The 22,941-nt window shown below is 65.1% G+C and carries 20 protein-coding genes; 5 read left to right on the forward strand and 15 right to left on the reverse strand.

Annotated elements, in window-relative coordinates:
• Nucleotides 1-41: 41 nt before the first annotated feature.
• The gene (locus ABID59_RS17260) at nt 42-1,826 is read right to left on the reverse strand and encodes an acyl-CoA dehydrogenase family protein (RefSeq protein WP_354084152.1); all 1,785 of its coding nucleotides are present in this window, start codon (nt 1,824-1,826) and stop codon (nt 42-44) included.
• Between the two features lie 223 nt (nt 1,827-2,049).
• Between ABID59_RS17260 and ABID59_RS17265 the strand changes: the two genes are divergently transcribed.
• Both ABID59_RS17265 and ABID59_RS17270 read left to right on the forward strand, forming a co-directional pair.
• Entirely contained in the window at nt 2,050-2,751 is a 702-nt protein-coding gene (locus ABID59_RS17265) for an SDR family NAD(P)-dependent oxidoreductase (protein WP_148755025.1), read from the forward strand.
• Nucleotides 2,752-2,867: 116 nt separating this feature from the next.
• Nucleotides 2,868-3,698, forward strand: coding sequence for an enoyl-CoA hydratase (locus tag ABID59_RS17270; protein WP_354084153.1), 831 nt, complete (start codon nt 2,868-2,870; stop codon nt 3,696-3,698).
• Nucleotides 3,699-3,783: 85 nt separating this feature from the next.
• Here the strand turns inward: ABID59_RS17270 and ABID59_RS17275 are convergent, their stop codons facing one another.
• Nucleotides 3,784-4,407 (reverse strand): GNAT family N-acetyltransferase, encoded by a 624-nt coding sequence (locus ABID59_RS17275; RefSeq protein WP_354084154.1) that lies wholly within the window; start codon nt 4,405-4,407, stop codon nt 3,784-3,786.
• A 70-nt stretch (nt 4,408-4,477) separates the two neighbouring features.
• Nucleotides 4,478-4,681, reverse strand: coding sequence for a DUF1127 domain-containing protein (locus ABID59_RS17280; RefSeq protein ID WP_148755021.1), 204 nt, complete (start codon nt 4,679-4,681; stop codon nt 4,478-4,480).
• Between the two features lie 110 nt (nt 4,682-4,791).
• Between ABID59_RS17280 and ABID59_RS17285 the strand changes: the two genes are divergently transcribed.
• Together ABID59_RS17285 and ABID59_RS17290 are read left to right on the forward strand one after the other, a co-directional pair.
• Entirely contained in the window at nt 4,792-5,691 is a 900-nt protein-coding gene (locus tag ABID59_RS17285; RefSeq protein WP_148755019.1) for a transcriptional regulator GcvA, read from the forward strand.
• 145 nt (nt 5,692-5,836) lie between these two features.
• A complete protein-coding gene (locus tag ABID59_RS17290) occupies nt 5,837-7,168 on the forward strand; it encodes an MFS transporter (protein ID WP_148755017.1) in 1,332 nt (443 codons plus the stop codon).
• A gap of 114 nt (nt 7,169-7,282) precedes the next feature.
• Here the strand turns inward: ABID59_RS17290 and ABID59_RS17295 are convergent, their stop codons facing one another.
• The 3 genes from ABID59_RS17295 to ABID59_RS17305 are packed head-to-tail and all read right to left on the reverse strand — an operon-like array spanning nt 7,283 to nt 9,889.
• Nucleotides 7,283-7,696, reverse strand: a complete 414-nt coding sequence (locus ABID59_RS17295; protein WP_148755016.1) for a Rieske (2Fe-2S) protein — start codon at nt 7,694-7,696, stop codon at nt 7,283-7,285.
• Nucleotides 7,696-8,805: an amidohydrolase family protein gene (locus ABID59_RS17300; RefSeq protein ID WP_148755014.1), complete on the reverse strand. Its 1,110-nt coding sequence runs from the start codon at nt 8,803-8,805 to the stop codon at nt 7,696-7,698. Before ABID59_RS17300 ends, ABID59_RS17295 begins: the two co-directional genes overlap by 1 nt.
• Nucleotides 8,806-8,830: 25 nt before the next feature.
• Nucleotides 8,831-9,889, reverse strand: coding sequence for an amidohydrolase family protein (locus tag ABID59_RS17305; RefSeq protein WP_148755013.1), 1,059 nt, complete (start codon nt 9,887-9,889; stop codon nt 8,831-8,833).
• A gap of 170 nt (nt 9,890-10,059) precedes the next feature.
• Between ABID59_RS17305 and ABID59_RS17310 the strand changes: the two genes are divergently transcribed.
• Nucleotides 10,060-10,542: a CinA family protein gene (locus tag ABID59_RS17310; protein WP_148755011.1), complete on the forward strand. Its 483-nt coding sequence runs from the start codon at nt 10,060-10,062 to the stop codon at nt 10,540-10,542.
• A 165-nt stretch (nt 10,543-10,707) separates the two neighbouring features.
• On the opposite strand, the gene ABID59_RS17315 is transcribed toward ABID59_RS17310, so the two are convergent.
• The 9 genes from ABID59_RS17315 to ABID59_RS17355 all read right to left on the reverse strand — a co-directional run bounded on the left by ABID59_RS17315 (nt 10,708) and on the right by ABID59_RS17355 (nt 22,831).
• Nucleotides 10,708-10,983: a DUF1488 family protein gene (locus tag ABID59_RS17315; RefSeq protein ID WP_187435295.1), complete on the reverse strand. Its 276-nt coding sequence runs from the start codon at nt 10,981-10,983 to the stop codon at nt 10,708-10,710.
• An 86-nt stretch (nt 10,984-11,069) separates the two neighbouring features.
• Nucleotides 11,070-11,687, reverse strand: a complete 618-nt coding sequence (locus ABID59_RS17320) for a tetratricopeptide repeat protein (RefSeq protein WP_148755008.1) — start codon at nt 11,685-11,687, stop codon at nt 11,070-11,072.
• Nucleotides 11,688-11,842: 155 nt separating this feature from the next.
• On the reverse strand, nt 11,843-13,312 hold the full coding sequence (locus ABID59_RS17325; protein ID WP_354031628.1) for an AMP nucleosidase: 1,470 nt from the start codon (nt 13,310-13,312) through the stop codon (nt 11,843-11,845).
• A 212-nt stretch (nt 13,313-13,524) separates the two neighbouring features.
• Nucleotides 13,525-14,859, reverse strand: coding sequence for an HlyD family type I secretion periplasmic adaptor subunit (locus ABID59_RS17330; RefSeq protein ID WP_354031627.1), 1,335 nt, complete (start codon nt 14,857-14,859; stop codon nt 13,525-13,527).
• Nucleotides 14,856-16,604, reverse strand: coding sequence for a type I secretion system permease/ATPase (locus tag ABID59_RS17335; protein ID WP_354031626.1), 1,749 nt, complete (start codon nt 16,602-16,604; stop codon nt 14,856-14,858). Before ABID59_RS17335 ends, ABID59_RS17330 begins: the two co-directional genes overlap by 4 nt.
• Before the next feature lie 272 nt (nt 16,605-16,876).
• A complete protein-coding gene (locus tag ABID59_RS17340; protein WP_354084155.1) occupies nt 16,877-17,146 on the reverse strand; it encodes a GlsB/YeaQ/YmgE family stress response membrane protein in 270 nt (89 codons plus the stop codon).
• Nucleotides 17,147-17,386: 240 nt separating this feature from the next.
• Entirely contained in the window at nt 17,387-18,064 is a 678-nt protein-coding gene (locus tag ABID59_RS17345; protein ID WP_354084156.1) for a hypothetical protein, read from the reverse strand.
• 34 nt (nt 18,065-18,098) lie between these two features.
• Nucleotides 18,099-18,677, reverse strand: coding sequence for an invasion associated locus B family protein (locus ABID59_RS17350; protein WP_354031624.1), 579 nt, complete (start codon nt 18,675-18,677; stop codon nt 18,099-18,101).
• Complete coding sequence (locus ABID59_RS17355; RefSeq protein ID WP_354084157.1) at nt 18,674-22,831, reverse strand: beta strand repeat-containing protein; 4,158 nt, start codon at nt 22,829-22,831, stop codon at nt 18,674-18,676. Before ABID59_RS17355 ends, ABID59_RS17350 begins: the two co-directional genes overlap by 4 nt.
• Nucleotides 22,832-22,941 lie beyond the last annotated feature (110 nt).

Here is a 22,941-nt window from a genome sequence, read left to right on the forward strand (position 1 = left end):
CACTCCCTATCGCGTTTTTTGATTTGATCGTGGCCCGCAGCCTACGCTGCCAGAACCAGTTCGCCAACCTCGCTCATGCCGGCGTCGCGGTCACCGAGCAGAAGTGCTGCGATCTTGGCCTGCGTGGCATTTTCCGTCAGCCGGAACGGATCGCCCGGCACGACGCGATGGTCGATCACCAGCCGCGACAGCAGCAGCCGGCGCGCGTCGCCGCGCATGTCGTGGATGCGGTGCGCCTCCCAGGCGAGCGCAACGGCGCTTGCGACGTGATAGAGCAGGCTCGTTGCGCGCCGCGCGTCGGCCTCGTTCTCTGACTTGCCTGCGACCTCGCGCGCGAAGCCGACGGCGCGCTCGACGAGGCCGCGCAAATTGTCGCGCCAGGCCTGCGGCACCGAGGCGCTGTCGTCGAGGCGGGTATGCAGATCGGCAGCGAGCGCGGATTCTGCGCCGTGGCGGCCAACGGCACGCCTCAGCGCATCGATGGCGACGATGTTGCCGGTGCCTTCCCAGACGGAGCCGAGATGCGCATCGCGCAGCAGGCGCGGCGTGGCGAATTCCTCGATATAGCCGATGCCGCCGCGCATCTCGAGCGCATCGCCGCAGACTTTTCGCGCATCGCGCGTAGCGCGGAATTTCAGGGTCGGGGTCAGAATGCGCAGCAGCGCCGCCGCATCCTGGCTGCCGGCTTCCGCACGATCGAGCGCATCGGCGGTGAGAAAGCTCATCGACAGCGCCTGCTCGACCGGCAGCATGATTTTCAGCATCTGCCGTCGGCCGAGCGGCAGGTCGATGATGCGGTTGCCGAACACCACGCGGTTCTTCGCCACGGCAAGCGCGTCATGGTAGGCGCGGCGCATCAGCGCGGCCGATTTAACGCCGTTTGAAAGCCGCGACGAGTTCACCATCTCGGCCATCTGCACAAAACCGCGGTCGAGCTTGCCGACCGCGTACGCAATCGCGCCTTCGAGCTTGATCTCGCCGGAGGCCATCGAGCGGGTGCCGAGCTTGTCCTTGAGACGCACGATCCGGTAGTGGTTCTGCGAGCCGTCGTCGAGGAAGCGCGGCATCAGGAACAGGCCGACACCGCGCGTGCCGGGGCCGGCGCCTTCGGGGCGCGCCAGCAGCATCACGACTTTCGCGTCTGCATTCGAGCAGAACCATTTTTCGCCGGTGAGGCGCCAATGGTCGCCCTCCTGCACCGCGCGCGTGGTCAGCGTGCCGACATCGGAGCCGCCTTCCTTCTCGGTCATGAACTGGCCGCCTTGCGTCAGCTTGCTCATGTCGGTCGAGGTTAGGCCGTCCAGATATTTTGCTTTCAGCGCGTCGCTGCCGAAATTCGCCAGCAGCTTTGCACAGCCGTCTGTGACGTTGATCGGGCAGCCCATGCCGAATTCGGCCTGGTTGAACAGGAAGGTGAAGGCGTGCTTGGCCACCACAGGATATTTGTCCGGCCAGCCCATGATGCCCTTGCGGATCGACAGCGCGTGGATACCGAATTCGCCGAAGGCAGCGTTCTCCAGCTCGCGATAGGCCGGGTGATATTCGATCCACTGCACGTCGCGGCCGAACTTGTCGCGCTGGTGCAGCAGCGGCGTGTGTCGGTCGGCGAGCCGCGCACAATCGTCGAGATGGCCGCCGGCGAGCTCACCGAGGCGATCGAGATGCGGCTCGATGTGGCGGAATAGCGTCTCCGGCAAATGGATGCGCAGGAGGTCCGTCAGCGCCTGATCGGCGCGGTAGAAATTCATGCCAGTGGTATCGGGCGCCAGCAGGCCGGATGGTGCGGCCGTGACATTATTTGGCTGCGCTGTGGCCGGCTTGTGCATGATCGTCCTCTTCGTTTCCGCCCGGCGCCAAATTCTTATCGCTTGCCGCTTGGGATGATGTCGATCATGCTCCCATCGCGAGACGCGATAAAGCCGCAAATTGTCAGGGAGGCATGATCGCCGTGAAGGAGCAATTCGCTCTGCGGAATTGTGATCGAGCCGGCTGGTTGTCCGCGCAGCGGATGCATAGATCAGCGGCGTCCCGTCCCCGAGAGATCACGCCATGGAACATCCGAAATACAAGATCGCCCTCATCGTCGGCGCCGGCGAAGGCCTGAGCGCCTCGCTGGCACGGCTGCTGTCCGCGCAAGGCATTCGCGTCGCGCTTGCCGCGCGAAAGATCGAGAAGTTAGGCGCGCTCTGCAGCCAGACCGGCGCGAAGGCCTATGCCTGCAACGCCACAGAGCCTGAGGAGGTCGAGCGCCTGTTCGGTCTGGTCGAGCGCGAGATCGGCACGCCGGATCTCGTCGTCTACAATGCCTCTGGCCGCGCGCGTGGCACTTTTGTCGATCTCGTCCCGGCGGATGTCGCGAATGCGATCGCGGTCAGCGCCTATGGCGGCTTCCTGGTGGCGCAGCAGGCGGCCAGGCGCATGGTACCAAGCAAGCATGGCGCGATCCTGTTCACCGGTGCTTCGGCCAGCGTCAAGGGCTACGCGCAATCCGCTCCGTTCGCGATGGGCAAGTTCGCGCTGCGCGGGCTGGCGCAGAGCATGGCGCGCGAATTGTCGCCGCAAGGCATCCATGTCGCGCATTTCGTCATCGACGGCGGCATCAAGAGCGCTGCGCGCACCGAGCCGGCCGACAAGCCGGATTCGATGCTCGATCCCGATGCGATCGCGGAGAGCTACTGGAACGTGCTGCAGCAGCCGCGCAGCGCCTGGAGCTGGGAGCTGGAGCTGCGGCCCTGGGTGGAGAAGTTTTGAATCGAGTTGCCGTAGGGTGGGCAAAGGCGCGTAGCGCCGTGCCCACCATCGATAACGAGAACAACAAATGGTGGGCACGCTTCGCTTTGCCCACCCTACAAGAGTAGGGAGCGACCATGACCACGGAAACCACCGTCGACACCGGCACCAATGAACTGCTCTGCGTCATTCGCGACCGCGTCGCCGTCATTACGCTGAACCGGCCGGAGGCGCGCAACTCGCTGTCGGACACGCTGACGCCGGCGCTGCGCACGATGATCCGGACCTGCGGCGAGAACCCCGATGTCGGCGCGCTGCTCATTACCGGCGCCGGCGAAGCCTTCTGTGCCGGCGGCGACGTCAAGGGCATGGGCGCGCATCGTGATCCCAAAAAGCAGGAAATGTCGCTTGAGGACCGCGTCGCCGATCTGCAGGAGCGGCAGCGGCTGCTCACCGGCGCGCTGGTGTCGGTGCGCAAGCCGACCATCGCCGCACTCCCTGGCCCCGCGGTCGGCGCCGGGCTTGCGCTGGCCATGGCCTGCGACGTCCGCATCGCCGCACAATCGGCCTTCGTCGCCACCGGCTATGCCCGCATCGCGCTCTCCGGCGATTACGGCATCGCCTGGCTGTTGACGCGGCTGGTCGGCACCGCGCGGGCGCGCGAGCTGCTGTTCACCGGCGATCGCGTCGACGCCGCGCGCGCCGAGGCCATCGGCCTCGTCAACCGCGTCGTGCCTGACGACAAGCTGCAAGCCGAGGCCTTCGCCCTGGCAAAATCGCTCGCCGAAGGTCCGCGGCTGGCGCTGCGCTACATGAAGGACAATCTCGACGAGGCCCTGCTGTTCGATTTCGAAACCGCCCGCGATCACGAGGCCGAGCGCCTGATCCGCCTCACCACGACCGCCGATCACAAGGAGGCGGTGCAGGCGTTCATCGAGAAGCGCAAGGCGGTGTTCACGGGGAAGTAGGCGCCTCAATCACAGCGACGCGTTTTGCGTGAGGGGCAAAAAAAAGCCCGGCTCAGATTTGACTTGAGCCGGGCCCGGAGTGGTGTCAGGCCGAGGCTGAGGGGCTATCGGCCTGACGGGAAAGTGCGGCGAGACGCCAGCTGGCGCAGGGAATGTCCTTCGGCGCGACGTGGATCTCCTTGTCGAAACGCACCAGCTTCCAGTCGTCAGGATGACTGACGAAGGCGAAGCCGGATTTGCGCGCGAGCGAGATCATGGTCTGGTTGGAGCGCAGCGTATCGCCGAAGATGTGCTCGGCGCCAAGCGAGGCGGCGCGGCATTCGAGGTTCTTCAGAAGCGCGGTGGCAATGCCGTGGCCCTGCCAGCGATCGTCGACCGAGAGGCCGAACTCCAGCGTCGAGGTCTCGACATGCAAGGCGTAGCGCGCCTCGGCAACGATGGTCTCGAAGCCGTCGACCATCCTGGTCACGACCACGGTAAATCGTTCGCGCTCGCCGACCTGAAGGAAGTCATTCAGCAGCCCCTTCGGCAGTTCGCTGAGCGCGCCGAAGAAGCGGTTGTAGCGGGAGCGGGTCGAGAGCGAGCGGAAATAGTGCTGGAGTTCCTCGGTGTCGCGCGGCTCGACGTAGCGCACGTTGATTGCGTCGCCCTGCCGGGTGCGCAGCGCGTCCGAATATTGCTTCAGATCTTCAAGCCGGAGGGTGCTCATGACATGTGTCCTAGAGAAGGAGGAACCGCCGGCGCCCCTGTTGATCAGGCGGCGCCGGGCTGGCGGCCTATCAGGCCCGCCAGAAGGGTTTCTCAGCCTCAAAGGCGATATCGCTCCAGGACAGGCCGACGTCGTGGAGATCGCGGGCGGTCCAGTTGCTCAGTTCGCGACGGGTCCGGTAACGCTCGTGCCAGACATGGAGTGTTTCGCCGATCTGGTAGAGCAGCCCAGGCGCATGATGATTTGTCATCGAATTGTCAGTGCAGGTAGACATTTTCAGCTCCTCGAGCTAAATTTGTACCGAATATCCTCCTGCGCGCGTGCTTCGACAAACGACAATTTGTACCCCTTCGCATGAAATAAGCTCATGCATCATGCTGCCAAATGACTGCCAGATTGCCCTCCCTGAACGGATTGCGGGCGTTTGAGGCCGCCGCGCGCCATCTCAGCTTCACGCTGGCGGCAAGCGAGCTGAACGTGACACAGACCGCGATCAGCCATCAGATCCGCCGGCTCGAGGACGAGCTCGGCATCCGCCTGTTCATCCGGCAGAACCGCGCGCTGGCGCTGACGCCGGAGGCGCGCGACTACCTGCCCGGCGTCCGTGCCGCATTCAACGACCTCCGGCTTGCGACCGACCGGCTGCTGCGCAAGGACGACGACAAGGTGCTGACGGTCTCGACACTGGCCTCGCTGGCGGCAAAATGGCTGCTGCCGCGGCTGACCGATTTCCAGGAGGCACATCCCGGCATCGACGTGCACATCACCACCTCGACCAGCCTCGTCGATTTCCAGCGCGACGATGTCGACGCCGCAATCCGTTATGGCCGCGGCCAATGGCCGGGCCTGCGCGCCGACTGGCTGATGGCGGACGAGCTGTTCCCGGTGTGCAGCCCCTCGCTGCTGCGCGGCGACAAGCCGCTGCGCCAGCCGGAGGATTTGCGGGGTTATCCCCTGCTGCACACATCCAACGCCAACAGCGACGACTGGCGGCTGTGGCTGACGGCGGCGGGCCTCCCGGCCGACATCGCCAGGCAGCCCGGCATCACCTTCGACATGATCTTCATGACCATCCAGGCCGCGATCGACGGCATCGGCGTGGCGATGGGGCGGACCTCCTATGTCAGCGACGACATCGCCAAGGGCCGGCTCGTAGTCCCCTTCAAGATCGCGCTGCCGGCGGACGCGGGCTTCTATCTGGTCTCACCGGAGGGCCGCCGCGAGGCGCCGAAGCTCGCCGCGTTTCGTCAGTGGATGATCGCTGCAACGCAGAATAAAGCCTGAAAAATCATCAGCTTCCGCAGCAAATTCAGTTGACTCGCAACGCCTCGCGCGAGATGGGGTAAGACAGATTGTCACAGCAACGATCTGTCGCCTTGCCGTGAAAATGAGTTCCGGTCCGGCCACGTCTTCCAGGGGAGTAACGTCAATGGCTGGACCAGCAGCATCAACCAATCCGCCCGAGATCAAATCGCGCATCGGCGCGATTCTGCGCGCAACGAGCGGCAATTTCCTCGAACAGTTCGACTTCTTCCTGTTCGGCTTCTATGCCGCCGCGATCGGCAAGGCGTTCTTCCCCTCCACCAACGAGACCGCGTCACTGCTCAACACCTTTGGCGTGTTCTGGCTCGGCGCGCTGATGCGCCCGGTTGGCGCGATCGTGCTCGGCGCCTACATCGACCGCATCGGCCGCCGTCAGGGCCTGATCGTCACGCTCGCTATCATGGCCATCGGCACGGTCGTGATCGCATTCTGCCCGAGCTACGCCACGATCGGCATCGCAGCGCCTGTGATCGTCCTGGTCGGACGCCTGCTGCAGGGCTTCTCCGCCGGCGTCGAGCTCGGCGGCGTGTCGGTCTACCTCGCGGAAATCTCCACGCCCGGCAACCGCGGCTTCTACACCTCGTTCCAGTCCTCGAGCCAGCAGGTCGCGATCTTCGTGGCGTCGATCCTCGGCTATCTCCTCTCCGAGGTGATGCCGGCTGACACGGTCGCAGCCTGGGGCTGGCGCATTCCCTTCTTCGTCGGTTGCATGATCATTCCGCTGATCTTCTTCCTGCGGCGCACGCTGGAGGAAACGCCCGCCTTCCTCGCCATGAAGAAGCATCCGACGGCGAACGAGGTGTTCGCCTCCGCGCTCGCCAACTGGCGCATCGTCATCCTCGGCATGATGATCGCGGTCCTGACCACGACGACGTTCTACTTCGTCACCGTGTACACGCCGACCTTCGGCAAGACCGTGCTGAAGCTGTCGTCGCAGGATGCGCTGCTGGTCACGTTGCTGGTCGCAGTCACGAATTTCATCTGGAATCCGGTCGGCGGCGCGCTGTCCGACCGGATCGGCCGCAAGCCGGTGCTGCTCGGCATCGCCACACTGGCGCTGCTCACCGCCTATCCGGCACTGAGCTGGCTGGTGGCGGCGCCGACCTTCGGCAAGCTGCTCGCGGTCGAGATGATGTTCTCGTTCTATTTCGGCATGTACAGCGGCACGATGCTCGGTGCTCTCGTCGAGATCGTGCCGGCACACGTCCGCACCACCTGCTTCTCGCTCGCCTTCGCGCTCGCCGCCGCGCTGTTCGGTACCTTCACGCCGTTCGCCTCGACCTTGCTGATCGACTACACCGGCAACAAGGCATCGCCCGGTCTTTGGCTGATGTTTGCGGCCGCGCTTGGTATCATTGCCGCGTCGATCGTCTATCGCGGCGGCCGCCAGGCGGTGACGACGTATGATACGGCGGCGGAGCCGGTGGCGGGTCATTGATGGTCATTCCGGGGCGCGCGTAGCGCGAGCCCGGAATCCATTTCTCCGAGCATTCCTGACGCACGATGGATTCCGGGCTCGGTCCTACGGACCGCCCCGGAATGACAGTGGGGGCTACAGCTCCACCACCACGTAATCGCTCTCGACCTTCACCGTGATCGTCTCGGCGACATACGGCCCCTTCACCACGCTCGCACCGGGCTCGACATGGGCCGGATAGGCCTTCGCGCGGAAGCGGCGGGGGTCGCAATAGGATTGGCCGGTGCGGATGTCGAACTCCCAGCCGTGCCAGGGGCAGCGGATGATCTCGCCGAGTTTCGTATATTCGATCTCGCCGGGATCCCTGGACTGCGCGAGCCCGATCAGCGGGCCCTCGCACAGCGCCGCGCCCTGATGCGGGCAGCGGTTCATCAGGCCGAAATACTCGCCCTTGACGTTGAAGACCGCGATCGGCCGTCCCTCGATCTCCAGGAATTTTCGCGTGCCCGGCGGAAGCTCATCGACCGCGGCAATCACATGCCTCGCCATCAACTGATTCCGTAGAGCTTCCGGGCATTGCCCAGATAGAACGCCTCGCGGTTGGTGTCGCTGACGCCCGCCGGTAAGACACGCGACGGCTCGTCATAATCCCAATGCGGATAGTCGGTCGCGAACAGCAGCCGGTCCCAACCGAGCCAGTTGATGACGTCGAGCAGATCCTCGCGCCGCTCCGGATCTTCCATCGGCTGCGTGGTCCACCACACCTGCTCGCGGATATATTCCGACGGCGGCCGTTTTACGTGCGGCACCTCGCTGCGCAGCCGCTGCCACGCCTTATCGAGCCGCCAGGCCAGTGACGGTGCCCAGCCAAAGCCGGCTTCGATCATCACCATCTTTAGTTTCGGGAAGCGCTCGAACACGCCTTCCAGCACGAGGCTGGCCAGTGCCGATTGCTGGCACTGCGAGTGGCCCACCATCTCCTCGATGTAATAGGACGGCCAGCCCGATGGCGTGATCGGGTTGCCGCCGAAACCGAACGCGTGAACGCCGACGGGAAGGCCGGCCTCTTCCGCGGCCTGATAGATCGGCCAGTAGCGGCGCTGACCGAGCGGCTCGACATTGCGGCTGAGCAGCAGCACCTGCACAAAGTTCTTGTCACCGGCGCGCTCGCGAATCTCGGCAGCGGCCGACAGGCCATCCTCATTGCCGACGACGATCGACGCCTTCAGCCGCTTGTCCTTGCTGGTCCATTTGTCGATCTGCCAGTCGTTGATGGCCGAGCAGAGCGCGGCCGAGAGGTCGTGATTGCGGATGCCTTGCCCGGTATTGAGCGGATTGAGCACGCCGAGTTGCACGTTGTTGGGATCGAGCAGTTGCTTCTGCATGAAGGACAGCGAGGAGCCCTGCGGGCCGCCCTCCGGCGGATAGGCATCGCGGCGCGAGGCATTGGGCTGCGCCTTCGGATAGGGCGGGCCTTCCATCATGCCCTGATAGGCATGAACACCGTAGATCTCGAGGTGATGCTGCCAGCGTTTGGCCAGATAGGGATAGAGCTCGGTCCGGGTCGCGCGCGCCGGATGGATGTCGCAGTCGGCTATCGCGGTCTTCGTCGTCGGGGGGGAAGCGGCCTCTAGGCTCTCGCGGAACTGGATATTCATCGCCTTGCCTCCTTTGGCAGCGGGCTCACGTCAGGCGGGGATAGGTTGCATGCGGATTGTCGATCATGATCTTGCGCACGAGATCGGGGGACAGACCTTGAGGCAGCGCGTCCAGGCCATCGAACTGCCAGTGCGGATAGTCGGTGGAGAATAGGACCAATTCGTCGGACTGCATATGCTCAAACAGGCGAATTAATGTCGCTTCGTCCGGCGGCGCATCAAATGGCTGTAACGAGAAGCGGATGTTGCTGCGCACAATTTCCAGCGGCGCACGATCGACCCAGGGCGTCTCCATCCGTACCCCGCGCCAGAACTTGTGCAGGCGCCAGAGAAAGGGCGAGATCCAGGAGACGCCGGACTCCAGCATCACCATCTTCAGCCGCGGATATTTGGCGAAAACGCCCTCGACGATCAGGCTGGTGAGCTGGGTCTGAAACGCCTGGGCCTGACCGACATAATCCTCGATGTGATAGGAACCCCACCCCACCGCGGTCGGCGGATTGTGATAGGCGGAACCGGCGTGGATCCCGACCGGAAGGTCGTGTCGTTCCGCCGCCTCATAGATCGGCCACAGCGCGCGCTTGCCGAGCGGCGTGTCGCCCATCACCAGCATCAGCACCTGCACGAAGCGCTTGTCCTGCGCGCAGCGCTCGATCTCGGCGACTGCCTTCTCGACGCTTTGCGTCGGGATCACGATCGAGCCGCGCAGCCGGGAATCGCGATCGAGCCATTCCTTCGCGAGCCATTCGTTCAGCGCGCGGCAGAACGCGGCCTGCAAATCTTCCGAGAACACCATCTGCACGCCGTAAAGCGGGTTGCAGATGGCATACGTCAGCCGGAACGGATCGAGCACATGCCGCTGCATGTCCTCCAGGCTTTCGCCCGGCTTGCCATTCTCGGGACGCCAATCGGGCCGCGCCACGATCGGCGAGTTTTTCGGGTAGGATTGCGAGACGAGATCGACCATGCCGCGCGTCGTCACCTGATCGCGCCAATAGTCGTTCAGGTACGGCAGCAGGCTGGTCAGATGCGGCACGGCCGGATGCACGTCGCAATCCACCCCGCCGGCGATCAGGGACGCCATGACGCCTCTCTTCTCACGTTTCCTCGTCGTGTCCTGTTGCGGGCGGCGCTTGGCCGCTTCGCCTTGTCCGCCATTCAAGCAGGCCTGCCCTCCGCCCGCAACTCGGCCAAGGCTTCTGTCATATGCTAGGAAGGCCGGGCTCGGTTGCGAAGGAATAAGGGATGATAGGGATGAAAGAGCTCGTCGGCATTGCGGAACAGGTCGCAGGCAAACTGATCGCGCGCAAGCAGACCATTGCGGTCGCGGAATCCTCGACCGGCGGCCTGATCGCAGCGAGCCTGCTCGCGGTGCCCGGCGCCTCCGCCTATTTCCTCGGCGGCGCAGTGGTCTACACCCGCGACGCCAGGCGCGTACTGATGGATATTTCGGACGAAGGAATGAAGGGCTTTCGTTCCTCCTCGGAGCCCTACGCGAAACTTCTGGCCGAACAGATGCGCGGCCGCTTCAGCTCCGACTGGGGCCTGTCCGAGACCGGCGCAGCCGGCCCCACCGGCAACCGCTATGGCGACGCTGCCGGCCATAGCTGCATGGCGGTCGCGGGGCCGGCAGCTGAGGTGATGACGCTGGAGACGGGCAGCAGCGACCGGTTCGCCAACATGCAGCTGTTCGCGGCGACGGCGCTGAAGTTGTTGCTGAAGAAGCTGGAGGGATAGCTGCCTAGCCGTGCGAGTGAGAATTGAACAGTATCGCCACAAGCACCGCTGTCATGCCCGCGAAGGCGGGGCATCCAGTACTCCGCGGCCCATCGATTCAATCACGACGGTCTCGGAGTACTGGATCGCCCGCCTTCGCGAGCGATGACACCGGAGTAAGCGACCTCACCTTCCCAAATGCCGCGTAAAAATCCGCACCACATAGCCCTTGAATCGCGGTGCCTCGTCGTAAAGCTCTGAGGCCAGCCGCTCGATCGTCTCGCGCAGCGACATGAACTGCGCCTGGCGGGCGCTGCTTTCGGTACCCTGCATGCCCGCAAGCTCGTCCATCGCGGCATCGCTGATCTGGCAATGCACGACGTCGCCGTCATTCGTCATGGTGAAGCGGAAAGCCAGACGTTCGAGGTCGTGGCCGATGATCCTGTCGCGCGCCAGCGGCATCCAATTGTCCCGTTCGCACCCCCGAACGGGACAATGCAAAAAATCCGGCGGCTTGTCACCTTGGCCGCAAGAAGAACCGCGGCTCTCTAATAGACGAGCGCAGTCCCGGTCGGCTTCTCCAGCGCCGTGGCCAACGATTTGTACTCCTCGCAGTCCGTCCCGCAGATGGCTGCAATCCGGCTCAGATGATAGAGCGCCTGCTCGCGGTTGCCTCGCTCGAGCTGCCACAGCCCGTAATACTGCCACGTCAGGACGTGGTTCGGATCCGCCTTCAACGCGCGCTCGTACCAGACCTGCGACTGCTCGTAGTCGCCAAGCTTGCGGTAGGAGTAGCCGATGAGGTTGGCGACGTTCGGATGGTCGTCATGGCCAAGCGATTTCAATTGCGCGATCGCGCTCGCATAGTCATTGCGCTCGTAGATGGTGTCATAAGCCACGCGGTAGCCGGTCGCGAATGCGGGATCGTCGATGCTGGACTGGTTGTTGGGTTTCCTGTTCTTTTGTGTGGCCTTTGTTCCCGGCCGCTTCGGATAGGTCGGTTGGGCTGTGCTCGGAGCTGAATAGGTGCTCGCAAAAGGATCCATGCCTCCGCCTCCGCCGCCTCCGCCACCGCCCCCTCCACCACCTCCTGCGGCATATGCCGGGGAAGCCAGCAGTGCCGCAAACGTTCCCAGAGTAACGAACCTGATCATCGTTCCGATCATTTCTGTCTCCTGTCTCGATCCAAGCGGCCCCGGACCAATTGATAACCCTGCGTTGGCTTCGATATTCCGTGGCGCAGTGTTAACGGAGACGTCGACGCTCGTAAGACAGCTCCCCTGTCCTTCCAGGAGAGCTAAGCGCTCTACTGATAAGCGCTCTACTGAAACGCGACTTCGGCAAAGCTGCGCAGCTTGCGCGAATGCAAGCGCTCCGACTCCTGCTGCTTCAGTCGTTCCAGCGCCTTGAGACCGATCTCAAGATGCTGGCCGACGCGGCGGCGGTAGAATTCGCTGGCCATGCCGGCGAGCTTGATCTCGCCATGCAGCGGCTTGTCGGAGACGCAGAGCAGCGTGCCATAGGGCACGCGGAAGCGGTAACCGTTGGCCGCGATCGCGGCCGATTCCATGTCGAGCGCGACTGCGCGCGATTGCGACATGCGGCGAATGACCTCGGGCCCTGATATCTCCCAATTGCGGTTGTCGACGCTGGCGACCGTGCCCGTGCGCATCAGGCGCTTGAGCTCGAAACCTTCCAGGCCGGTGACGTCCTCGACCGCCTGCTCCAGAGCGACTTGCATCTCGGCCAGTGCCGGGATCGGCACCCACAGCGGCAGCTCGCGATCGAGCACGTGGTCCTCGCGCACATAGCCATGCGCCAGCACGTAGTCGCCGAGCCGCTGGGTGTTGCGCAAGCCGGCGCAATGCCCGAGCATCAGCCAGGCATGCGGCCGCAGCACCGCGACGTGATCGGTGACGTTGCGCGCGTTGGACGGACCGGTGCCGATGTTGATCAGGGTGATGCCGCGATAATCGGGCGCGACCAGATGGAAGGCCGGCATCTGTGGCGTGCGCGTGGGCGCGTCTCCGGTGGTCGCCCCGCCAGCACGCGTGATGACGTTGCCCGGCGCAACAAAGGCTTCGAGCCCGGCCTCGCCGGACTGAAGCCGCTGCTGACACATCTGCGCGAAGGCATCGACATAGAACTGGTAGTTGGTGAAAATGACAAAGTTCTGGAAATGCTCAGGATCGGTGCCGGTGTAGTGATAGAGCCGGCGCAGCGAGTAGTCGACGCGGGCAGCGCGGAACAGCGACAGCGGCTCGGGCGCACCCGGCTGAAGCTCGAAAGTGCCGTCGGCGATCGAATCGTCCATGGCGGCGAGATCAGGCACGTCGAACGCATCGCGCAGCGAGCGCGTGACCGGCGAATTCTCGCTGGTGCTGATGGCGGCTTCGATATTGATGTCGCGGCGATAGGCGAAGTGGATCGGGATCGGCTCATTGGACTCGCCGATCTCGACAGGAACGCCGTGGTTCTGGATCAGGAGGCCGATCTGCTCGGTGAGATAAGCGCGGAACAGATCCGGCCGCGTCACGCTGGTCTCGTGCACGCCGGGTCTGGCGACGAAGCCATACGAGAGACGCGAGTCCAGCCGCGCATACGTCGCGGTGGTGAGGCGGACGAAAGGATAATAGGCGCGCACCCGCATCGTGATCGCCTCGCCTGAGACATAGGCTTCGAACCGGTCGCGCAGGAACTTTGTGTTGCGCTCGTAGATCTCTTCGAGACGGGCGACGGCAGGGCCGGCGTCGGTGAAGGATTTTGTGGTGATGGAGGGCGGGGTCTGCATGGTTCGACGCGGGGTTGTTTGGCGCATGCCGCATTATAGCAAGATTGCAGTCTCGTAGGGTGGGCAAAGCGAAGCGTGCCCACCATCATCATTGCTGCGTGAAAATGGTGGGCACGGCGCGTTGCGCCTTTGCCCACCCTACGAGACCGAGACTGCCGCTCGAGATCCCGGATGCGCGCCAAGCGCGCTCCGGGATGACGCGCTTTCGCGCGTCACTTCTCGCGGAACGCCCGCATGAACTGATCGTGCAACGGCTTCAAGAGGTACGACAGCATGGTGCGATCGCCGGTCTGGACGAAAGCTTCCACCGGCATGCCGGGGATCAGCTTGGAGTCGCCGAGCTTGGCGACCTCTTCCGCCGACAGCGAGACGCGGATGGTATAATAGCTCTGGCCGGTGCGCTGGTCGGTGGTCACGTCGGGCGAGACGCGGCTGACGACGCCGGTGAGCTCGGGCGTGGTGCGCTGGTTGAAGGCGGAGAGGCGCAGCAGCGTCTTCTGGCCGATCTGGAGCTTGTCGATATCGACCGGGTTGACCTTCGCCTCGACCTGGAGGTCGTCGGCCTGCGGCACGATCAGCATGAGCGCATCGCCGGCAGTGACGACGCCGCCGACGGTGTGCACCGTCGATTGCAGCACCATGCCGTCCTGCGGCGCGCGAATGTCGACACGACGGAGCTGGTCTTCGGCCGCGACCTTGCGCTCGATCAGCTCGCCGCTCTTGTCGTTGGTCTCGCGCAGATCCTTGGAGACCTCGCTCACCATGTCCTTGTCGACCTGGATGATCTGAAGCTCGGTCTCGGTGATCTTGCCTTTGGCCTGCGCCCGTGAGGCGATGTACTGCGCGCGCTCGCCGTTGAGGCGGGCCGAGTCGCGCTCGAGCGTGGTCAGGCGCGAGATCTGCACCAGGTGCTTGTCATAGAGATCGCGCACGCCGATCAGCTCCTGCTGCACCAGCGAGATCTCTTTGTCCTTGGCTTTCTCCTGCGCGGAAAGACCCTCAATCTCCTCGTTGAGCTGCTGGATGCGCTCGCGGAGCTGGGCCTTCTGGCCGGCACGGCCGTTGACACGGACGTCGAACAACTTGGTTTCGGCAGAGAGCAGCGCCTTGACGTCGGGATCGTCGCCGCGATCGAGCAGCGATGGCGGGAATTCGATCTTGTCGAGACCGCGCTGCTCGGCCTGCAGCCGTGCCGCACGGGCCAGCGCGGCGTCGAGATTCTTGGTGACGATGGCGAGGTTGGCCTTGGTGACGGTGTCGTCGAGCCGCACCACGACGTCGCCGGCCTTGACCACGTCGCCGTCGCGGGCGCGCACCTCGCCGACCACGCCGCCGGTCGGGTGCTGCACCTTCTTGACGTTGGATTCGACCACGATCTGGCCCGGCGCGATCAACGCGCCGGAGATCTGCACCATGGAGGCCCAACCGCCGAGGCCGATGGCCAGGACCAGCACGATCGAGATTCCGAGGATCAGGTGAAACCGGATCGACTCCCGCACCGTCCTGGTCGCGGCGGGCTTTGTCCCGCCGACCGTCATCGTGCTCATGGTTTGGCCACTCCGCCTTCGCTGACGATCTTGATCGGCGCCGGCGGCGCGACGCGGGGCTGGAGCACCTGGGCGAGCACTTTCTCCTTCGGACCGAAGGCCTGCATGCGGCCGTCGCGAAGGACTAGTACCTGGTCGACCGCCTCGACGCCGATGGGCCGGTGCGCCACCACGATGACGATGGCGCCGCGCTCGCGCGCGCTGCGGATCGCGCGGGTCAGCGCCTCGTCGCCTTCGGTGTCGAGATTGGAGTTCGGCTCGTCCAGCACGATCAGGAACGGATTGCCGTAGAGCGCGCGCGCCAGCGCCACGCGCTGCGCCTGGCCTGCGGACAGCGACGTGCCCTGCTCGCCGACTTGCGTATTGTAGCCCTCGCGCATCTTGATGATCATCTCGTGTACGCCGGCTTCCTTGGCCGCGGAGATGATGCCGTCGGACGTCGCCTCCGGATCAAAACGGCCGATGTTCTGCGCGATGGTGCCGCCGAACAGCTCGACGTCCTGCGGCAGATAGCCGATGTGACGGCCGAGCACGTCGGACGACCATTGGTCGAGCGCCGCGCCGTCAAGCCGGACCTTGCCGCGGACCGGATACCAGACGCCGACGAGTGCGCGGATCAGCGAGGATTTGCCGGAGCCGCTCGGCCCGATCACGCCGAGGCCGTTGCCGGCTTCGAGCACAAAATTGACGTCCTGGACGATAAGGCGCTGGTCGCCTGGAGCAACCATCGCCACGCCTTCGACCGAGAGGCGGCTGGTGGGTGCCTGCAACTGGGTCGGCGTCGCCTGCGCCGGCATCTGTTCCAGGAGGCGGCTGAGGCGGTGCCAACTCTGGCGTGCTGCGACGAAGGATTTCCAATGCGCGATCGCGAGATCGACCGGCGCCAGCGCGCGGGCCGAGAGGATCGAGCCCGCAATGATGATGCCGGCGGTCGCCTCCTGATGGATGACGAGATAGGCGCCGACCGCGAGCACCGCCGATTGCAGCATCATGCGCAGCACTTTTGCGACGGCGCCCAGGCCGCCGGCGACGTCGCTCGCACGCTGATTGCCGGCGAGGTATTTTTCGTTGGCCTCGCTCCAGCGCGCGTTCAGCCGGCCGGCCATGCCCATCGACACCAGCACCTCGGCATTGCGGCGGCTCGACTGGGCGAGATCGTTGCGCTGGGCGGCAAGGCCCATCGCATCCTTCGCCGGCTGGCGGGACAGGAACTCGGTGACCAGCGTCAGCCCGACCAGGATGATGGCGCCGACCAAGGCGGTCACGCCGATCATGACGTGGAAGGCGAAGCAGATGGCGAGATAGAGCGGCAGCCAGGGCAGGTCGAAGAACGCGCTCGGGCCCATGCCGCCGAGGAACGAGCGGACATTGTCGAGGTCGCGCAGCGGCTGCAGCCCCTCGTTGCGGCTGCCCACCAGCAGCGGCAGGCGTACGATGGTGTCGAACACGCGTTTGTTCAGGGCCTCGTCGAGCGCGGTTCCGACCCGTCCCAGGATGCGGCTGCGGATCATGTCGAGCACGCCCTGCGCCATATAGAGACCGCCGGCGAGTACGATCAGGCCGACGAGGGTTGGAATGCTGCGGCTCGGCAGCACCCGGTCGTAGACCTCCAGCATGAAGATCGACCCGGTCAGATAGAGCAGGTTGATCATGCAGCTCATGAAACCGACGCCGATGAACGCCGTGCGGCAGGCACGCAGCGCGTCACCGAGCTCTGAACGGCGGAGGCCGGGAACGGCTGCCATCAATCTGATCTCTTTCGGGTAATGGGGCAACCCCCCTGATTTCCAGAGTCCTGATTACAAAAACAAATCGAGGCGTACGCGCCCCGGATTAATATCGGGTTCTCCCCGCATGCAGTGCAATCGAATTAATCCGAGCCTCGCCACATCTACCCGGGACGGCCCAATCCGCAAGTCCGGTATTTCACAGTCTTTGCGGCTTTTTATAGCAAACACAAGCGCCTCTCCCCAGCCTGGGGAGAGGCGCAAAGTTCCGATCGGCTGAACCTGTGGCGCTAGAACCGGCCGCCGCCGCGCACCAGCCGCACCACCAGCAGCAGGATGATGGCGCCGATGGCGGAATAGATGATCTCCGAGACCAGCCCGACGCCGAGATGGATGCCGAGCTTCGGGAACAGGAACGTCGCGACGAACGCACCGGCGATGCCGATCACGATGTCACCGATGATGCCGAACCCGCTTCCTCGCACGACCTTGCCGGCGAGCCAGCCGGCAACCAGGCCGACAAACAGGATGACGATGAGGCTTTGGCCAGAAATATACATAAGTTGAAGTCCCTCTCCGTGAACGGGGTCATGGAACCGGAACCGGGATGAATGGGGTCTGAATAGTGTTCCCGGAGGGACCGCTCAGACAGGAATCGCGAAAACAACCCCATGCACAGTAGAATGAGTGCGGCCGAAATGGCCCCGGTGGATCGCCGTAACCCCGTGCCGACGCGACTGATTTTCGTCGTGAGGAGCAACCGCTCCCTGACATCGGCACGTGACCCGATTTGGTGGCGGCTACCCGGTCACGCGCAGTGTCGTTACCGCGACACAGGCGTTGCCGAAAGGAACGAGCACCACCTGCGCGCCGTTCGGCAGCGCGATCGTCGCGAGACCACCGAGCGCGCCGTTCTGACCGTTGAGCTTGGCGAGCTCGGCGGCAACGATCGAGCAGCTCTCCATCCGGGGCGTCACCCGCACCAGATTGCCTTCGCAGGACGCGCCGACCGGTGCAGCAAACACGACACCAGCGGCCCGCTGATTGGTATTGCCCTGGGTGGCCTGGTCGGGCGCAAGCGCGACCAGCGCCTGTACCGAATGCGAATTGCCGGCCTTGGCGTCCCACTGCGACTGCGCGGTGTAGTTGGAGTTCGTCGCGACACCGCGGCCGAGCGTCCCAAATAGATTGGCGCATGTCACGATGTTGCCCTGCCGCGCATGATCGTCGAACACGGTCGGTTGCTGCCCCGCCTGCTGCGGCGGAGCGGATGCTGCGGCAGCCGGCGCCGTCTGCGTCTCCTGCGGACGCGGCTTGCGTGGTTGCGGCTTAGCGGCGGGCTTCTTGGCCGGCGCCGGAGCTCCGGGCTGCAACGGTATAGGCTGCGCCTCGGCAGGCTGGACCTGCTGGGCATATCCCACCACAGCGGCCGCACCGAGCGCTGCCATGACGACAGCCACGAAAATCAGGGTCGGCATTTTCAGTCGCATCGGCGTATTCATCCTCCTTGTATCATTTCAGTTTCGCCAATACGCCGGACAACCCATCGAGCGGCGCCTCCAGTACGATCGGCCCTCCTTGCGGAAGCTGAAAGGACACACGGCACAGCGTCGCCGCGCGGATGTGGCGCCTGAGCACGTCGCCGATCGCAACCGTGGCGAAGCAGAAATTGGCGTCGCAGTGATCGGTCTGGGCGACGATTCGGTCCGGGCTATCGCCCATCGCGAGCTCGACATGCGTGCCGACCCCCGCAGCTGCGGGAATGCGCATCGTCATCAGCGGCTTGCCGTCGGCGGTCGCAATCAGCGACCAATTGAAGGCGACCGTGCCCTGCGCGTTGACGATTGATTGCGTAACGTTGCAGACGCGACGCCTGGATTTGAGGCTCTCGTCGCAAATCAAGGTCCAGTTCCTGAACGGCTGAATCATCCGCCTGAACTCGCCGAGCGTCTCACCCTCCGGCACCACGACATCCGAAGGCTTCACGGCGTAAGCCGATGGCGGTGCGGGCTGCGCGGATGCGCTCACCGCCGCCTGAAGCCAGATCACCAGAGCCAGGCACGCCAGCCGCCGCGTCGAGGTCAGGGTCAATTGAGCGTCAGGCTCACGCCGGCGCTGACGCCCCAGTCGCCCCCGGCGGTGGTCGCCGCCGCGTTGCTGCGCAGCCGGCCGTTCTCGCTGGTGTAGCCAATGCCGAAGGCCAGCGCGCCCTGGCTGCGCCAGATGCCGCCACCCGCCGATGCGCTCACCTTGCCGGGGCGGTCGTCATAACGCAGCGACGCGGCGGCCATGCCGATCGCGGCCGCACGCCAGGCGTCCTGCCGTACCTCGCCGATCCGGCCGTTGAGCTGCTCGAAGGCGCTGTTGAGCTGGTTGAGGTTGACCGCATCGGTGCCGGCGACACCCGCCGCCACATTGCTGATCGTCACCGGCGCGCCGCTGCCGCTGTTCAGCGTCAGCTTGTTGGTGGTGTTGCCGGCGCCGTCGGTGTCGTAGCGGATCGAGCTCGACGCCACCGCCTGGAGCTGGCTGACGTTGACCGCGTCGGTCGCGGCCGAGCCTGCGGCAACATTGGTGACGCGGCGTTCGGCCCCGGACGAGCCGACCGACACTTCGCCGGTCGCCACCCCCGCAACGCTCTTGCCGACAACGGGCGTATAGGCCGCATCGCTCAGATTGGCCGTGGTGGTCGCGTTCGCACCGAGCGCCAGCGAGTTGGCCTGCGTCGCCTTGGCGCCGACGCCAATCGCGACCGAATTGTCCGCCGATGCGGCGGAGCCGTTGCCCATCGAGATCGCATTGGCGCCGCTTGCGACCGACTGCGGGCCGATCGCGACGCTCTCGGCACCGGTCGCAGTGGAATCCGCCGCCGTCGAATTGGCGTGGAAATATTTGACGCCACCACCGCCGCTGCTGATGTTGCTGACGGTGGTGTAAAGGCCGTCCAGCGCGACGTTGGTGGCCCAGAGCTGCGAGCCGTTGATCGCGTCGGTCGAGGTCGAGGTGATCTGTCCGGCCGCGACGTTGGTGACGGAGCGCTCCGAACCGGCGCCGCCGACGCTGACGGTCGATGTTGGCGCCGTGCCGGCGAAATTGTAGGTGGTGCCGCCGATCGTCGTGCTCGTGGTCTTGACCACCGTCGATGTGGTCGAATTGGCGCCGAGCGCGACGTCCCCGGCCTGCGCCGTCGCCTTGGCGTTCGGACCGAGCGCAACGCTGGTCGGGTTGGACGTCTGGGATCCCGCGCCGATCGACACCGATTGGACGCCGTTGGCCTGCGCATTGGTTCCGAACGCAATCGAATCGGCGAAGCTGGACAGCGAATTCTGGCCGATCGCGATGCCGCCGGGTGCGGTCTGCTGCACGGTCGCGCCGAAGCCCATGCCGATGCCGTTGTCGCCATTGACCACGGTCTGCGGCCCCACCGCGACCGAATTGTTGCCGACCGCCAGCGAGTCGGCGAGCGTCGAGTTGGCGTGGAAATATTTCGTAGTCGTGGTCGCGAACGAGGTCAGTGCACCGGTCAGCTGCCGCACGGTGACGGCGTCGCTGCTCTGGGTGCCGTCGGCCACGTCAGTGATCTGTCGATAGCTCGTCGCATTGCCGACCGAAACCGCGCCGAGCAGTGCGAGATCGGTGGTGTTGTAGGGGATGATGGTGCCGCCGATCGTGCCGGAAGTCGGCGCGACCGCGCGGTTGGATATCGAGCCCGAGCCGATCGCCACGCCATCGGCGACCGTGGCCTGGGTATTGAAGCCCAGCGCAGTCGCTCCCGCAGCGCTCGCCGACGCCGCAACGCCGGCCGCCATCGAGTTGGTCCCAGTCGCGCCGTTATTGTTGTAGTTGGCCTGCTGGGTGCCGCCGTCGTTGACACCATAATAATGCGTCAGGCCGTTGCTGACGACGGTCGAGAGGCTGTCGATCGCGGAGGTAGCGGCCCATAGCTGCGAGCCGTTGATCGCGTCGGTCGAGCCGTTGCTGATCCGCCCCGCCGCGACGTTGGTGATGGTGCGCTCGTTGCCGACCGAACCGACGCTGACGGTCGAGAGTGGATTGGTGCCGGCGAAGGCGTAATTGGTGCCGCCGATGTTGACGCCGGGCGTGCCGACCGCCGTGGTGGTCTGGCTGCCCGAGCCGAGCGCGATATCGTTGGCGTTCGCGGCGGTCGCGCCGTTGCCGATCGACACCGAGCCGCTGCCGGTGGCGGTCGAGACCGGTCCGATCGCAACCGAGTTGGTCCCCGCCGCGGACGAATCCGCCAGCGTCGAATTGGCGTGGAAATACTTGATGCCGCCACCGGTGTTGATGTTGTTGACGGTGGTGGCGAGGCCGTCGACGGCCTGGTTGGTGGCCCAGAGCTGCGAGCCGTTGATCGCGTCGGTCGAAGAGTTACTGATCCGGCCCGCCGCGACATTGGTGATGGTGCGCTCGGCGCCAAGCGCACCGACGCTGACCGTCGAGTTCGGCGTCGTGCCGGCGAAGCTGTAGGTGGTGCCGTTGATCACGGTGTTCGGCGTGCCGACCGCCACAGCGGTGACGCTGCCGGAGCCGAGCGCGACATCGCCGGATTTTGCCGCCGCCGTTGCGCCGTCACCCAGCGCGATATTGCCCGCAAGACCGGCCGCGCCCGCCGTGGAGCCGTTGCCCAGCGCCACGGAGCCCTGACCGATCGCCTTGTTGTTGTTGCCGATCGCGACGGCGCCGGCGGCCTGATTGGCGGCGGTGGCGGTCGCGGTGCCGTCACTATTGGCGATGTTGTTTGCACCGCCGGTGAAGGCGCCCGTGCCGCTGGCGTAACTCGGATCGCCGATCGTCACGGCGCCGTTGCCATAGGCGACGTTGTTCGCGCCGATGGAGACCGCCTGGCCGCCGGTCGCCAAAGCATTGGTGCCCAGGGCGACCGCGTTGGCGGAACTGGCCGCGGCATTGTTGCCGATGGCAATAGCGCTGGCCGCCGACGCATTGGCGCCGATGCCGAGTGCGGTGCTGCCGGCTCCGCCGGCGTTGGCGCTAACGCCGGCCGCAAGCGAATTGTCTCCTGCCGCGCTCGCTCCAGACCCGAATGAGGAGGCGTTCTGGCCGCTGGCAACTGCCGCGTTGCCAACCGCTGTGCCAGCGGAGGCACTCGCATTTGAGGCAGCGCCGATCGCGACAGCGAAATCGCCGGCAGAGAGCGCATTGGTGCCGATCGCGATGCTGTTGGGCAGGGCCGTGTTGGCCTGGACGCCTGCCTGCGCACCCACGCCGAACGCGATGGACTGGTTGCCCCAGGCACTGGCTGTGTTGCCCATCGCCGTGGCGCCAGTTCCCGTCGCTTTGGCCAGGACACCTATGGCAACGGTTCTTTGCTGAGATGCCTGCACATCCGTGCCAAGGGCGATGGCGCCCTGGGCCGTGGCACCCGTTCCCGCAACGGTGCGTGCGCCAATATTGATGGAGTTGATCTCGGACGCGATCGACTGGAAGCCGATCGCGATGGCATTCTGCTTGCTTGCGTTGGCGATGGTACCTTGGGCGATGGAATCGATTCCGCTCTGGGTTGCCTGATATCCAAGCGCGATGCCGCGCAGGCCGCCGGCACTGGATTGATAGCCTATGGCGTTCGTGTACTGGTCGCTGGCAACGGATCCATAGCCCGTCGCGAACGCATAATTGTTGCTGGCTGTGGCGCCGACACCGACCGCGGTGGAGTTGCCTCCGGTGGCCTGTGAATTGGTGCCCAGGGCGCTGGCGCCTGCCGCATTGGCCTTGGCGTTAACGCCAAGCGCGACCGAATTGATGTTGCTCGCGGTCGCGCCCGCGCCCAGCGCCATCGCGCCGCCGACACCCGCAGCCGACGCTCCCCGGCCGATTGCCACCGTGTATTGTCCTGTCGAGCTGGAGGTTTCGCCGACCGCTATGGCCCAGGAGTTGGTGGCGCTGGAGCTGGTCCCGATCGACACGGAATCGGTGCCACTCGCGGTTCCGCCGCCAAGCTGCACGGACCCGGCGCTGGCGGTCGATGTCACAGCAACCATCACCGCGATCGCGCCGAGCGTCGCGGCCAAGCCACCGCAGAGGCCGAGCGATCCAAGCCCCAGCCGATCGCGCTTCATGCCAAGCGCCCGGTGCGCCCGACGCAGCACCGACAGCAGCCGGCGCCGCAGCGAAGTGCTGCCCGCGTCGCCCGACGCGATCCAACTCCGCACGAAGCCGGTGCGATCCTGGCGCTTCAGCGGTGCGGTTGGAATCTGCGCGACAGCCATGATGTGCCCCTTTTGTGACAGCTCGTCCAAACGCGGGGGGCGCGGCGCCGAAGACCGCACCGAAGCGCGGATCTGTCGGACACCCATATGGACGTGTGGAAATGATGGCG

This window comes from Bradyrhizobium sp. S3.3.6, from assembly GCF_040546905.1.
Taxonomy (GTDB): Bacteria; Pseudomonadota; Alphaproteobacteria; order Rhizobiales; family Xanthobacteraceae; genus Bradyrhizobium; species Bradyrhizobium cytisi.